A 14,642-nucleotide genomic window follows, 5' to 3' on the forward strand; every position below is an offset into this window, starting at 1 on the left:
GCGCTTACCGGGCCTACGTTCGTGCTTTTGTAGGGCGGGTCAGCGAAGCGCCACCCGCCAAAAGATTATGCCTCGATCACTTCATACGAATGGGTGATTTTTACCGCTTTTTCCAGCATTAACGCCACTGAGCAGTACTTCTCCGCAGAAAGGTCTACGGCGCGTGATACTGCGGCATCTTTCAGTTCTTTCCCGGTCACGATAAAGTGCAGATTAATGTGGGTGAACAGGCGTGGCGCCTCTTCGCGACGTTCGGAAGTAAGCTTCACTTCGCAATCGGTCACATCATGACGACCTTTTTGCAGAATCGACACCACGTCAATTGCGCTGCATCCACCCGCTGCCATCAGCACCATTTCCATTGGGCTTGGGGCTTTATCGCCGGAGTTACCGTCCATCAAAATCTGGTGTCCTGACGCGGACTCGCCCAGGAACGTTAAACCTTCAACCCACTTCACGCGCGCTTGCATATTCTTAAACTCCAACGTTGCATTTTTGGTGACAGATTACGCGTGCGTTACATTTCTCGCAATGGAAGGCGACCTGCATCATGCTGAAGCGAGACACCAGGAGACACGCGGCGAAAGCTATGCTAAAACACTCTGGATGCTACAGTAATACATTGACGTTACACATGTATGCAGAGGACATCAAACTTTACTGGCTGCGAAACGTTACGGTAGCCGACTTCCCAGGGTATGGGTAAGAATTCGATTGCAACCCCAGAGTCCGGATGCATCTTATGACTCTGGTGACAGCTTATAACAGAGGATAACAGCGCATGGTGCTTGGCAAACCGCAAACAGACCCGACTCTCGAATGGTTCTTGTCTCATTGCCACATTCATAAGTACCCATCAAAGAGCACGCTGATTCACCAGGGTGAAAAAGCGGAAACGTTGTATTACATCGTTAAAGGCTCGGTGGCAGTGCTGATCAAAGATGAAGAAGGGAAAGAGATGATCCTTTCTTATCTGAACCAGGGCGATTTCATCGGTGAACTGGGCCTGTTTGAAGAGGGCCAGGAACGTAGCGCCTGGGTTCGTGCAAAGACAGCATGTGAAGTGGCTGAAATTTCTTACAAGAAATTCCGTCAGTTGATTCAGGTTAACCCTGACATCCTGATGCGTCTTTCTTCACAGATGGCGCGCCGTCTGCAGGTGACGTCTGAGAAAGTGGGTAACCTCGCCTTCCTGGACGTGACCGGTCGTATCGCGCAGACACTGCTGAACCTGGCGAAACAGCCAGACGCCATGACCCACCCTGACGGCATGCAAATTAAAATTACCCGCCAGGAAATTGGTCAAATCGTCGGTTGCTCCCGTGAAACAGTGGGCCGTATCCTGAAAATGCTGGAAGATCAAAACCTGATCTCCGCCCACGGTAAAACCATCGTGGTTTACGGAACGCGTTAATTCCGCTTAAACGGCGTGCCATCGCAAGGTGTCACGCCGTTTTTGTCTCTACTCCCCATGTGGCGCAGGCTGATCTATCACCCGGAAGTTAACTACGCACTGCGACAAACGCTGGTGTTGTGCCTTCCTGTGGCCATAGGGCTGATCCTCGGACACCTCCAGCAAGGTCTGCTGTTTTCCCTCGTTCCCGCCTGCTGCAACATTGCCGGTCTGGACACGCCGCATAAGCGCTTTTTCAAACGTTTGATCATCGGTGGCTGCCTGTTTGCTGGCTGTAGTCTCGCCGTACAGCTCCTGCTTGCCCGTGATATCCCGCTGCCGCTGATCCTGACCGTGCTGGCGATGACGCTTGGCGTGACGGCGGAAATCAGTTCGCTGCATGCGCGCCTGCTGCCCGCCTCGCTGATTGCGGCTATCTTCACCCTGAGCCTCGCCGGGAATATGCCGGTGTGGGAGCCGCTGCTGATCTACGCCCTTGGCACGCTCTGGTACGGGGTGTTTAACTGGTTCTGGTTTTGGCTGTGGCGGGAACAGCCGCTGCGTGAATCCCTGAGCCTGCTCTATGTGCAGCTTGCGGATTACTGCGAAGCCAAATACACCCTGCTCACCCAGCATACCGACCCGGAGAAATCTCTGCCGCCGCTGCTGACGCGCCAGCAAAAGGTTGTCGACCTGATAAGCCAGTGCTACCAGCAGCTGCACATGCTTGCCGCCAACAAGAACCACGAATACAAACGGCTGCTGCGCACCTTCCAGGTAGGGCTGGACCTGCAGGAGCATATCTCCGTCAGCCTTCACCACCCGCAGGAGGTGCAAAAGCTGGTGGAGCGTAGCCATGCCGAAGCGGTGATCCGCTGGAACGCCCAGACCGTCGCAGCGCGGCTGAGGGTACTGGCTGACGATATTCTCTATCACCGCTACCCCACGCGATTTAACATGGACAAACAACTCGGCGCGCTGGAGAAAATTGCCCGTCAGCACGCGGATAACCCGGTCGGCCAGTTTGCCGCCTGGCACTTCAGCCGCATCGCCCGCGTGTTGCGTACTCAGCGTCCGCTTTATCCGCGTGACCTTATGGCGGATAAGCAGAAACGTCTGCCGCTGCTGCCCGCGCTCAAAAGCTATCTGTCACTGAAATCCTCCGCCCTGCGCAACGCGGCGCGGATAAGCGTGATGCTGAGCATTGCCAGCCTGATGGGCATGGCGCTGCACCTGCCGAAACCCTACTGGATTTTAATGACCGTGCTGTTTGTCACACAGAACGGCTACGGGGCCACGCGAGTACGTATCTTCCACCGGGCTGGCGGAACGCTAGCCGGGCTGATTATTGCGGGCGTGACGCTTCACTTCCACGTGCCGGAAGGCTATACGCTGGTCGGGATGCTGGCGATCACCATGGTGAGCTATCTGATCATCCGTAAAAATTACGGCTGGGCGATGGTGGGCTTTACGGTCACGGCGGTGTACACACTGCAGCTGCTCACGCTCAACGGCGAACAATTTATCGTGGCTCGTCTGGTCGATACGCTGATTGGCTGCCTGATTGCCTTCGGCGGCATGGTCTGGCTGTGGCCGCAGTGGCAGAGCGGGTTGCTCAGGCAGAACGCCCATGACGCGCTGGAAGCCGACCAGCAGGCCATTCGCCTGATCCTCAGCGACGACCCGCAGCCCTCCCCGCTGGCGTATCAGCGGATGAAGGTCAACCAGGCGCACAACGCCCTGTTTAACTCGCTCAACCAGGCCATGCAGGAGCCGGGGTTTAACTCGCACTATCTTGCAGACATGAAGCTCTGGGTGACGCACAGCCAGTTTATCGTCGAGCACATTAACGCCATGACCACGCTGGCGCGCGAGCACACGATGCTGACGCCGGATCTGGCCCAGCGCTATTTGCAGTCGTGTGAAATTGCGTTGCAGAGATGCCAGCAGCGTCTGGAGTATGACTCGCCGGGCGAGGCGGGGGATTCGAATATTCTGGAGGCGCCTGAAACGCTGACCCATGGGCCGATGAGCACCCTGGAGCAGCATTTGCAGCGCGTTCTGGGGCATTTGAACACCATGCACACCATTTCGTCGGTGGCATGGCGTCAGCGCCCGCATCACGGGATTTGGTTAACGCGCGTGTTGAAACGAACGCCGTACTAATTTTGCCGGATGACGCTTCGCTTATCCGGCCTACGGTTTTGTAGGCCCGTGCAAGCGCAGCGCCGCCGGGCAATGAGGTTATCCCCGAACGATCTTCCCGACCGCCGAGGCAAAGCGGGTTAACCCGTCTTCAATATCTTTTTCTTCCACCACCAGCGACGGCGCAAAGCGCATCACGTCCGGTCCGGCATTGAGCACCATCACACCTTCGTGGGCGGCGGCGTGCAGAAAATCACGCGCGCGGCCTTTGAACTGCGGCTTCAGCTCGGCGCCAATCAGCAGCCCCATGCCGCGGATCTCGCTGAAAACATCATATTCATCGTTAATCCGCTGGAGATGCTCCACGAACAGCTCACGCTTCGCGCTAACGCCGTTCAGCACCTCAGGCGTATTGATAATATCAAACGCGGCACCCGCCACGGCGCTCGCCAGCGGGTTGCCACCGTAGGTAGAGCCGTGAGAGCCGACGTGGAACGCTGAGGCAATCTCCTGCGTCGTCAGCACCGCACTCACCGGGAAACCGCCGCCAAGCGCTTTGGCGCTGGTCAGGATGTCCGGCGTCACGCCGTAGTGCATGTAGGCAAACAGATCCCCGGTACGCCCCATTCCGCACTGCACTTCATCAAAGACCAGCAGCGCCTGATGTTCGTCGCACAGCGCGCGAAGCCCTTTCATGAATTCCGGCGTCGCTGCCGTCACGCCGCCTTCGCCCTGAATAGGCTCGACCACCACCGCGCAGGTGTGGTCGTCCATTACCGCTTTCACGGCGTGCAGATCGTTAAACGGCACGTGGACGATGTCTGCCGGTTTCGGGCCGAAGCCGTCGGAATACTTCGGCTGGCCGCCAACGGAGACGGTAAAGAAGGAGCGTCCGTGGAAGGCGTTATGGAAGGCAATGATTTTGGTTTTGTACGGGCTGTGGCGCGTAGTGGCGTAGTAGCGCGCCAGCTTAAAGGCGGTTTCGTTGGCCTCGGTGCCGGAGTTCATAAACAGCACGCGTTCCGCGAAGGTGGCATCGATGATCTTACGCCCCAGACGCAGCGCCGGTTCGTTGGTGAACACGTTGCTGGTGTGCCACAGGGTTTCGCCCTGGGTTTTCAGCGCCTCCACCAGTGCAGGATGGCAATGGCCCAGCGCCGTCACCGCAATCCCGCCCGCGAAATCAACATACTCTTTACCCTGCTGATCCCAGACGCGGCTGCCTTTCCCCTTCACCGGGATAAATTCAGCCGGTGCATAAATCGGCAGGATCACTTCATCAAATGTTGCACGGGTAATTGCGGGTTGTTCAGTTGCCATGTCATGACCATCCATTTTTATGTCACAGTGATTGTGAAAATATAATCACAAAATATGCATAAAAAATCACAACAAGGCAACAGATATTCAGCGATGGAGGAAATTTGCCAGCAGCGCGTGCCCCTGCTCGCTGAGGATGCTTTCCGGGTGGAATTGCACGCCTTCGAGATCCCACTCGCGGTGACGGATCCCCATGATCTCCTGAGTATCGCTCCAGGCGGTCACCTCAAAGCAGTCGGGCAGCGTCGGCGGGTCAATGACCAGGGAATGGTAGCGTGTCACGGTTAACGGATTATTGAGCCCCGTGAATACCCCAGTGCCCGTGTGGGTGACTGGAGAGGTTTTACCGTGCATCACTTTGGCGGCGCGCACGATGGCGGCACCAAACGCCTGGGCAATGGCCTGATGGCCCAGGCAGACGCCCAGAATCGGCAGTTTGCCTGCATAGTGGCGGATAACATCCAGAGAAATGCCCGATTCCGAGGGCGTACACGGCCCCGGCGAAATCACGATTTTCTGCGGGGCCAGCGTGTCGATATCGGCCAGAGTGAGGTCATCATTACGGCGGACAACCACCACTGCACCCAGTTCACAAAAATACTGGTAAAGGTTCCAGGTGAAGGAATCGTAGTTATCAATCAGCAGAATCATGGCGGCTCCCGAAAAAAATGCCGCCCTATTCTACTCAGATTCCCACGCTTCGCTCACTACTTTGGCAAAGATAGCGTTCAGCGCGGTCAAATCGCCCATCGCGCCGCTTCGGTTAGCCGCCACCCACTGCTCGGGATCGATATCCCGCCAGTCCAGCGCGTAACCCGCGTGGAGTGCCAGCTGCTCGAAGAAAACGCGTTGGGCAATACCGTTGCCGCGCATAAAGGGATGCAGCATATTGATTTCACAGTAGTAGTGGCTAACCCGGTCAACAAAAGCCGCCTTCTCAAGACCCACAAGATACTTTTCGCTTTCAAGCGCCGCCATCAGTTCGTTGCCCATCTTCTCGATGTACTCGAAATGGCAGAAGGGAATGTCACCCTTAAAAATATCGTCGGTACGGAATTCGCCTGCCCGCTTCATCTCGCTGTGATACAGATGGCGGTGAATCAGGCACAGATGGGGCAACCCGGGCGCGGATGGCCCAAGCTCCAGCATCTCGATGTGGGGCGCGGAAGGACCATGACCTTTTTCAAGGAGACAACTGGCCTGCAAATTGACGCTACGCTGCTGTTCCCAGAGACGGGATTTTTGCTTGTCGGTGAGTTTTTTCACTTAACGCCTCCCTGAATAGTCCGTTTGCCACAAGTATAAGCAGCAAAACGCGCTTTCGCAGGGAGGGCGACATAACGCGGGCAGAAGAAACCCGCGTTCAGAAGAATTACGGCAGAACTTTCGCGGAGAGGATAACGACCGGTTTTGACGGGACATTCTGATACGGGCCGACGTCGTGAGTCGGCACCTGAGAAATCTTGTCGGCCACGTCCATCCCTTTCACGATTTTACCGAAGACCGCATAGCCGAAGTCACGCTGGCCGTGGTCGAGGAAGGCGTTATCCGCCACGTTAAGGAAGAACTGGCTGGTCGCGCTATCTTTGTCTGCGGTACGCGCCATTGAGATAGTGCCGCGCTTGTTCAGCAGGCCGTTGTCCGCTTCGTTTTTAATCGGCGGGTTTGGCTGCTTCTGCTGCATCTGCTCGTTGAAGCCGCCGCCCTGCACCATAAAGCCCGGGATCACGCGGTGGAAAGTGGTGTTGTTGTAAAACCCACTGTTCACGTAGTCGAGGAAGTTTTTCACCGAAACAGGGGCTTTCTGGCTGTTCAGTTCCAGCTCAATATTCCCGGCAGAGGTGGTCAGCAGGACGTGAGGGTCCCCCTTGGCTGCCAGCGCAGCAGGGGAAACGGCAGAAAGAGCAAACACAGCTGCAACAGCCGCCAGTGTTGATTTGAGCATGAGAATTCCTTAACAAAGCGCAGTATAAAAAGCGAATGGCTTGATTCTAAAGAGCAGTATGAACGGAGACCAGCCTTTTACCTAATTTTACGAAATTGAAACAGTTGTAACCACGCAAACGGTTGGCTTCAGCGCCACTTTGTGTGATCGAGATCACACAAAAACATGTAATGAACTTCTAATTTCTCTTAAAAGATATGAATGGATCACTTTAATGTCTAAAATCTGCCCGCTCTCAGCGCCTCCCGGGCGCTTTTCTTTTTCTGAACAGGCCAGACATGACTAACAGCAATCGCATCAAGCTCACATGGATCAGCTTCTTCTCCTACGCCCTGACCGGCGCGTTGGTGATCGTCACCGGGATGGTGATGGGAAATATCGCAGACTACTTCCAGCTGCCCGTTTCCAGCATGAGTAACACCTTTACCTTCCTCAACGCGGGGATCCTGATCTCTATCTTCCTGAATGCCTGGCTGATGGAAATCGTACCGCTAAAAACCCAGCTGCGCTTTGGCTTTGTGCTGATGGTCGCCGCCGTGGCGGGCCTGATGCTGAGCCACAGCATCGCCCTCTTCTCCGCCGCGATGTTTGTGCTCGGTCTGGTCAGCGGGATCACCATGTCGATCGGTACGTTCCTGATTACCCATATGTATGAAGGCCGCCAGCGCGGCGCGCGCCTGCTGTTTACCGACTCCTTCTTCAGCATGGCCGGAATGATTTTCCCGATGGTCGCGGCCGTTCTGCTGGCACGCAGCATCGAGTGGTACTGGGTGTATGCCTGCATCGGCCTGGTCTACGTGGCGATCTTTATTCTGACCTTCGGCTGTGAATTCCCGGTGCTGGGCAAGAAAGCGCAAACCAACGCAGAGCCCGTTGCGAAAGAAAAGTGGGGCATCGGCGTACTGTTCCTCTCCATCGCCGCCCTGTGCTACATCCTGGGCCAGTTGGGCTTTATCTCCTGGGTACCGGAATACGCCAAAGGTCTGGGCATGAGCCTGAACGATGCGGGTAAACTGGTGAGCGATTTCTGGATGTCTTACATGTTCGGCATGTGGGCCTTTAGCTTCATCCTTCGCTTCTTCGACCTGCAGCGCATCCTGACGGTGCTGGCGGGCCTGGCAACCGTGCTGATGTATCTGTTCATCAACGGCTCCCCGGACAATATGCCGTGGTTCATTATGACCCTGGGCTTCTTCTCCAGCGCGATTTATACCTCTATCATCACCCTGGGCTCCCTGCAGACCAAAGTGGCTTCGCCGAAGCTGGTTAACTTCGTGCTGACCTGCGGCACCATCGGCACCATGCTGACCTTCGTGGTCACTGGCCCGATTGTGGCCCACAGCGGCCCGCTGGCGGCGCTGCACACCGCGAACGGCCTGTATGCCGTGGTGTTCATCATGTGCTTCGTTCTGGGCTTCGTGACCCGCCACCGCCAGCACAACGTCGCAGCGGCGTCTCACTAATTTCTACGCCCCTTTGCGCTCGGCAGAGGGGCTGTTTCTGGCAAAGCTCACCTCTTCTCCCCCGATATCCATCTGGATCCAGGTCTGCGCCAGCTGCGTCGTGGCAATCACGCGTCCCTGACGAATCGACCAGCGCACCGGCACCTGGCAGCGCACCGCTTCAAACCCGCTCTCCGCAGGCAGGATAATCAGGTTTGCCGGGTTCCCCGTCGCAATACCGTAATCGCTCAGGCCAAAGGTACGGGCGCTGTTGTGGGTGATCAGATTCAGGCCGCTGTCGATTTGCGGATAGCCCATCATCTGACAGACGTGCAGCCCCATATGCAGCACCTGCAGCATGTTGCCGGTCCCGAGCGGGTACCACGGGTCGAAGACGTCGTCATGACCGAAGCAGACGTTAATGCCCGCTTCCTGCAGCTCTTTCACCCGGGTGATGCCGCGGCGCTTCGGATAGTCATCAAAGCGCCCCTGCAGGTGGATGTTGACCAGCGGGTTAGCAACGAAGTTAATCTCCGACATTTTCAGCAGGCGGAAGAGCCGCGAGGTGTAAGCGCCGTTGTAGGAGTGCATGGCGGTGGTGTGGCTGGCCGTCACGCGCGGGCCGATACCTGCTTCATACGCAAGCGTTGCCACCGTCTCGACAAACCGCGACTGTTCGTCGTCGATTTCATCGCAGTGGATATCCAGCGGTCGGTCATACTTCTTCGCCAGCTCAAAAGCGATGTGCAGCGACTGTACACCATACTCGCGGGTGAACTCGAAGTGCGGGATCGCCCCCACTACGTCGGCCCCCAGTTTTAACGCCTCTTCCAGCAGCGCCGCGCCGTTCGGGTAAGAGAGAATACCTTCCTGCGGGAACGCGACGATCTGCAGCGTCACCCACGGAGCCACCTCCTGCTTCACCTCCAGCATCGCCTTCAGGGCAGTGAGCGTCGGGTCAGAGACATCTACATGGGTGCGGACGAACTGAATGCCGTTGGCAATTTGCCACTTCAGCGTTTTCCAGGCGCGCGCTTTCACATCCTCATGGCTAAGCAGCGCCTTACGCTCGGCCCAACGTTCAATACCTTCAAAGAGGGTGCCGGACTGGTTCCAGTTTGGTTCACCTGCGGTCTGGGTGGTATCGAGGTGGATATGCGGCTCAATAAACGGCGGGATCGCCAGCCCGCCGCGCGCATTCAGGATTTCATAACTTTCGGCATGGGTATCATCCATTGGCGTGATATCACCAAAACGACCGTTCTCGATGGCGATTTGCCACAGCCCTTCCCGACCCGGTAAGCGAACATTCTGGACAAGCCAAAGCGGTGTTGTAGACATACCTTTCTCCCGAAAAACACGGCTGATATTTAGGAGTACGCATTTTCAAAATACGCACTCTATTTTGTACACAAAATCAACGAATACGAAAAGCCAGCAAATTCCATAACTTATAAAAATACTGACAAATCAGTCATATACCACCTTATGGGTAGGTGAAGGCGTATTTGATTTGCATCAATAAGTGCCCCTGCTGAATCGTTAAGGTAGGCAGTAATAGAAAAGAAATCGAGGCAATAATGAGCAAAGTCAGACTCGCTATCATCGGTAACGGCATGGTCGGCCACCGCTTTATTGAGGATCTTCTCGATAAAGCCGATGCTGAGCAGTTCGATATTACCGTGTTCTGTGAAGAACCCCGCAAGGCGTACGACCGCGTGCACCTGTCTTCCTACTTCTCCCATCATACCGCTGAAGAGCTCTCTCTGGTGCGTGAAGGCTTCTACGAGAAGCATGGTGTGAAAGTGCTGGTGGGCGAACGCGCTATCACCATCAACCGTCAGGAAAAAGTGATCCACTCCAGCGCCGGGCGCACGGTTTTTTACGACAAGCTGATCATGGCGACTGGCTCGTATCCGTGGATCCCGCCGATCAAAGGCTCGGAAACGCAAGATTGCTTCGTTTATCGTACCATTGAAGACCTCAACGCCATTGAATCCTGCGCCCGTCGAAGCCGCCGCGGCGCGGTGGTCGGCGGCGGCCTGCTGGGTCTGGAAGCGGCTGGCGCGCTCAAAAACCTCGGCGTTGAAACCCACGTTATCGAATTTGCCCCGATGCTGATGGCTGAACAGCTGGACCACATGGGTGGTGACCAGCTGCGTCGTAAAATCGAAAGCATGGGCGTGAAGGTTCACACCAGCAAAAATACCAAAGAGATCGTTCAGGAAGGCACCGAAGCGCGCAAAACCATGCGCTTCGCCGACGGCAGCGAGCTGGAAGTGGACTTTATCGTCTTCTCCACCGGTATTCGTCCGCGCGACAAGCTGGCGACCCAGTGCGGTCTGGCCGTTGCGCAGCGCGGTGGGATCATGATTAACGATTCCTGCCAAACCTCCGATCCGGATATCTACGCCATCGGCGAGTGCGCCAGCTGGAATAACCGCGTGTACGGCCTGGTGGCGCCGGGTTACAAAATGGCGCAGGTCGCCGTTGACCACATTCTCGGCAGCGAAAACGCGTTTACTGGCGCCGACATGAGCGCCAAGCTGAAGCTGCTGGGTGTGGACGTGGGTGGTATTGGCGATGCGCACGGTCGTACCCCGAACGCCCGCAGCTACGTCTACCTCGACGAAAGCAAAGAAGTCTACAAACGCCTCATCGTCAGCCAGGATAATAAAACCCTGCTCGGTGCGGTGCTGGTGGGCGACACCAGCGACTTTGGTAACCTGCTCCAGCTGGTGCTGAACGCCATTGAGCTGCCGGAAAACCCGGACGCGCTGATCCTCCCGGCGCATGCCTCCAGCGGCAAGCCGTCTATCGGCGTGGATAAACTCCCGGACAGCGCGCAGATTTGCTCCTGCTTCGACGTCACCAAGGGCATGCTGATCTCTGCCATCAACAAAGGCTGCCACACCGTTGCGGCGCTGAAAGCGGAAACCAAAGCCGGTACCGGTTGCGGCGGCTGTATTCCGCTGGTGACTCAGGTGCTGAACGCCGAGCTGGCGAAACAGGGCATCGAAGTGAACAACAACCTGTGCGAGCACTTCTCCTACTCTCGCCAGGAGCTGTACCACCTGATCCGCGTGGAGGGCATCAGGTCCTTCGACGAACTGCTGGCGAAGCACGGCCAGGGCTACGGCTGTGAAGTGTGTAAACCGACCGTCGGCTCCCTGCTGGCCTCCTGCTGGAACGAGTACGTGCTCAAGCCCGAGCATACGCCGCTGCAGGACACCAACGATAACTTCCTGGCCAACATCCAGAAAGACGGCACCTACTCCGTTATTCCACGTTCCGCCGGTGGCGAAATTACGCCGGAAGGGCTGGTGGCCGTGGGCCGTATTGCGCGCGAATTTAACCTGTACACCAAAATCACCGGCTCCCAGCGTATCGGCCTGTTTGGCGCACAGAAAGACGACCTGCCGGAAATCTGGCGTCAGCTGATTGAAGCGGGCTTTGAAACCGGCCACGCGTACGCCAAAGCGCTGCGCATGGCAAAAACCTGCGTGGGCAGCACCTGGTGCCGCTACGGCGTCGGCGACAGCGTAGGCTTCGGCGTGGAGCTGGAGAACCGCTACAAAGGCATCCGCACCCCGCACAAAATGAAGTTTGGCGTCTCCGGCTGTACCCGCGAATGCGCAGAAGCACAGGGTAAAGACGTGGGCATCATCGCCACCGAGAAAGGCTGGAACCTGTATGTGTGCGGCAACGGCGGGATGAAGCCGCGCCACGCGGACCTGCTGGCGGCGGATCTCGATCGCGACACGCTGATTCAGTATCTCGACCGCTTCATGATGTTCTACATCCGTACCGCCGATAAGCTGACCCGTACCGCCTCCTGGCTGGATAACCTGGAAGGCGGCATCGACTACCTGAAGTCCGTCATCATCGACGACAAGCTGGGCCTGAACGAACAGCTGGAAGCCGAAATGGCTCGCCTGCGCGAGGCGGTGATCTGCGAGTGGACTGAAACCGTGAACACGCCTGCGGCGCAGACGCGCTTCAAACACTTTATCAACAGCACCCAGCGCGACCCGAACGTACAGGTAGTGCCAGAGCGTGAACAGCATCGCCCGGCAACGCCGTATGAACGCATCCCAGTGACGCTGGTGGAGGAGAACGCATGAGCCAGTGGATAAATATTTGCGAGATTGACGACATTATCCCCGCCACCGGCGTATGTGCGCTGCTGGGCAACGAGCAGGTCGCCATTTTCCGTCCTCGCCACGATGAACAGGTTTTTGCCATCAGCAATATCGACCCGTTCTTCGAGGCCAGCGTCCTGTCCCGCGGCATCATCGCGGAACATCAGGGCGAACTGTGGGTCGCCAGCCCGTTGAAAAAGCAGCGTTTCAGCTTAACTGACGGACGCTGCATGGAGGATGAACGTGTCTTCGTGAAGCACTACGACGCCCGCGTGAAGGACGGCAAGGTACAATTGAAAGGCTAATCCCCTGCCTTTTCAATACGAAAAGCTTATGACCCCTTATGGGTAACGGCAGGAAAAACCGTATGTTCTGTACGATTCCTGCTGTTATCCTGACGTCAATTATTACCCCCTCCATGAATGCTGCGAGGTAACGTCGTGGATCACCTGCCGATTTTTTGTCAATTACGCAACCGCGACTGCCTGCTCGTGGGCGGCGGCGACGTGGCTGAACGCAAAGCGCGCCTGCTGTTAGAGGCTGGCGCCCGACTCACCGTCAACGCCCTCGACTTCGCCCCACAGTTTGAGGTCTGGGCTCAGGAAGGGATGCTCACGCTGGAACAGGGTGAGTTTAATGAATCCCTGCTGGATACCTGTTGGCTGACCATTGCCGCAACGGATAACGATGAAGTGAACCAGCGCGTCAGCGACGCCTGCGAAGCGCGCCGCATCTTCTGTAACGTGGTGGATGCGCCGAAAGAGGCCAGCTTCATCATGCCGTCAATTATCGACCGTTCACCGCTGATGATCGCAGTGTCGTCCGGTGGACGCTCGCCGGTTCTCGCCCGCCTGTTGCGGGAAAAACTGGAGGCCGTGCTGCCCCAGCACCTTGGTCAGATAGCCCATTACGCCGGGCAGCTTCGCGCCCGCGTGAAGCAAACTTACTTGACCGTGGGCGAGCGTCGCCGCTTCTGGGAGAAATTCTTTGTTAACGACAGGCTGGCACAGTCGCTGGCAAATCAGGACGCGAAAGCCGTTGAAGAAACGACCGAACAGTTGCTGAGCGAACCGCTGGATCATCGCGGTGAAGTGGTGCTGGTGGGCGCCGGACCCGGCGATGCGGGCCTGCTGACGCTGAAAGGGCTGCAGCAGATCCAGCAGGCCGATATCGTGGTTTACGATCGCCTGGTGTCCGATGACATCATGAATCTTGTGCGCCGCGACGCAGACCGCATTTTCGTCGGCAAGCGTGCTGGCTACCACTGCGTGCCCCAGGAGGAGATCAACCAGATCCTGCTGCGTGAAGCGCAAAAAGGTAAGCGCGTGGTGCGCCTTAAGGGTGGCGATCCGTTTATCTTTGGACGCGGCGGCGAAGAGCTGGAAACCTTGTGCAACGCGGGCATTCCCTTCTCCGTGGTGCCGGGTATTACGGCGGCGTCCGGGTGTTCAGCCTACTCTGGCATTCCGCTGACCCACCGCGATTACGCCCAGAGTGTGCGTCTGGTGACGGGCCACCTGAAAACCGGCAGCGAGCTGGACTGGCATAATCTGGCCGCCGAAAAGCAGACGCTGGTGTTCTACATGGGGCTCAATCAGGCCGCGACGATTCAGGCCAAACTGCTGGAACATGGCATGGAGGCTGATATGCCGGTTGCGCTGGTGGAAAACGGTACCGCTATTACGCAGCGCGTGGTCGATGGCGTGCTGACGCAGCTGGGCGAACTGGCGCAACAGGTTGAAAGCCCGGCGCTGATTATTGTCGGTCGCGTGGTTGAGCTACGCGAAAAGCTGAACTGGTTCTCTAATCACTAACGCATACTCTCTCTTCCAGGAGTAGTCTTTAACCGGACTACTCCCTTCTTACGGCTGTCGATAACATACCGCCCCGAAATGGAACTTTTCCATTTATTCCCTCGTGTTACATCCAATTTTCGTTTTTAAGACAAGGAATGCGTATGTTCAAACTGGCAAAAGCCGCCGTTCTGGTTGGCCTGTTATCGACTCTGACCGCCTGCACCGGTCACGTTCAAAACACCAAAAATAACTGCAGCTACGATTACCTGCTGCACCCGGCGATCTCCATTTCGAAGATCATCGGTGGCTGCGGCCCGGCAGCTCAGCAGTAAGCGTTTTACAGGCGTAAAAAAACCGGGATTTCCCGGTTTTTTTGTTGGTGCGGAGCGGTTTTTTGTCGGGTGGCGGCTCCGCCTTACCCGACCTACACGGTCCCGTAGGCCGGGTAAGCGTTAGCGC

At 56.8% G+C, this 14,642-nt stretch carries 13 protein-coding genes; 7 read left to right on the forward strand and 6 right to left on the reverse strand.

The genetic code is table 11. From position 1 onward, the window contains the following. Positions 1–65 precede the first annotated feature (65 nt). Entirely contained in the window at positions 66–470 is a 405-nt protein-coding gene (locus N2K86_RS20635; protein WP_010436331.1) for an OsmC family protein, read from the reverse strand. A gap of 311 nt (positions 471–781) precedes the next feature. On the opposite strand from N2K86_RS20635, the gene crp reads away from it, so the two are divergent. Together crp and N2K86_RS20645 are read left to right on the forward strand one after the other, a co-directional pair. Continuing rightward, positions 782–1,414, forward strand: coding sequence for a cAMP-activated global transcriptional regulator CRP (gene crp / locus N2K86_RS20640; RefSeq protein WP_000242758.1), 633 nt, complete (start codon positions 782–784; stop codon positions 1,412–1,414). 57 nt (positions 1,415–1,471) lie between these two features. Further along, positions 1,472–3,559, forward strand: a complete 2,088-nt coding sequence (locus N2K86_RS20645) for a YccS/YhfK family putative transporter (protein WP_260661739.1) — start codon at positions 1,472–1,474, stop codon at positions 3,557–3,559. A gap of 78 nt (positions 3,560–3,637) precedes the next feature. Here N2K86_RS20645 and argD read toward each other — a convergent pair whose 3' ends face one another. The 4 genes from argD to ppiA form a co-directional block, all read right to left on the reverse strand. After that, entirely contained in the window at positions 3,638–4,858 is a 1,221-nt protein-coding gene (gene argD, locus N2K86_RS20650) for a bifunctional acetylornithine/succinyldiaminopimelate transaminase (protein WP_260659790.1), read from the reverse strand. 87 nt (positions 4,859–4,945) lie between these two features. Next, on the reverse strand, positions 4,946–5,509 hold the full coding sequence (gene pabA / locus N2K86_RS20655) for an aminodeoxychorismate synthase component 2 (RefSeq protein ID WP_260659791.1): 564 nt from the start codon (positions 5,507–5,509) through the stop codon (positions 4,946–4,948). A gap of 30 nt (positions 5,510–5,539) precedes the next feature. After that, complete coding sequence (locus N2K86_RS20660) at positions 5,540–6,124, reverse strand: putative adenosine monophosphate-protein transferase Fic (RefSeq protein ID WP_260659792.1); 585 nt, start codon at positions 6,122–6,124, stop codon at positions 5,540–5,542. A 106-nt stretch (positions 6,125–6,230) separates the two neighbouring features. Further along, complete coding sequence (ppiA, locus tag N2K86_RS20665; protein WP_023309471.1) at positions 6,231–6,803, reverse strand: peptidylprolyl isomerase A; 573 nt, start codon at positions 6,801–6,803, stop codon at positions 6,231–6,233. A gap of 278 nt (positions 6,804–7,081) precedes the next feature. On the opposite strand from ppiA, the gene tsgA reads away from it, so the two are divergent. After that, the gene (gene tsgA / locus N2K86_RS20670) at positions 7,082–8,266 is read left to right on the forward strand and encodes an MFS transporter TsgA (RefSeq protein WP_260659793.1); all 1,185 of its coding nucleotides are present in this window, start codon (positions 7,082–7,084) and stop codon (positions 8,264–8,266) included. Positions 8,267–8,269: 3 nt separating this feature from the next. On the opposite strand, the gene N2K86_RS20675 is transcribed toward tsgA, so the two are convergent. Beyond that, positions 8,270–9,586, reverse strand: coding sequence for a cytosine deaminase (locus N2K86_RS20675; protein WP_260659794.1), 1,317 nt, complete (start codon positions 9,584–9,586; stop codon positions 8,270–8,272). 239 nt (positions 9,587–9,825) lie between these two features. Between N2K86_RS20675 and nirB the strand changes: the two genes are divergently transcribed. From nirB to N2K86_RS20695, 4 genes are all read left to right on the forward strand, one after another. Beyond that, on the forward strand, positions 9,826–12,369 hold the full coding sequence (gene nirB, locus N2K86_RS20680) for a nitrite reductase large subunit NirB (protein WP_260659795.1): 2,544 nt from the start codon (positions 9,826–9,828) through the stop codon (positions 12,367–12,369). Continuing rightward, on the forward strand, positions 12,366–12,692 hold the full coding sequence (gene nirD, locus N2K86_RS20685; protein ID WP_260659796.1) for a nitrite reductase small subunit NirD: 327 nt from the start codon (positions 12,366–12,368) through the stop codon (positions 12,690–12,692). The genes nirB and nirD overlap by 4 nt, the downstream gene beginning before the upstream one ends. A 135-nt stretch (positions 12,693–12,827) precedes the next feature. Beyond that, positions 12,828–14,201: a siroheme synthase CysG gene (gene cysG / locus N2K86_RS20690; protein WP_260659797.1), complete on the forward strand. Its 1,374-nt coding sequence runs from the start codon at positions 12,828–12,830 to the stop codon at positions 14,199–14,201. Positions 14,202–14,344: 143 nt separating this feature from the next. Next, positions 14,345–14,515 (forward strand): YhfL family protein, encoded by a 171-nt coding sequence (locus tag N2K86_RS20695; RefSeq protein WP_008503029.1) that lies wholly within the window; start codon positions 14,345–14,347, stop codon positions 14,513–14,515. Positions 14,516–14,642: the final 127 nt, after the last annotated feature.

Source organism: Enterobacter mori (assembly GCF_025244905.1).
Classification (GTDB): Bacteria; Pseudomonadota; Gammaproteobacteria; order Enterobacterales; family Enterobacteriaceae; genus Enterobacter; species Enterobacter mori_A.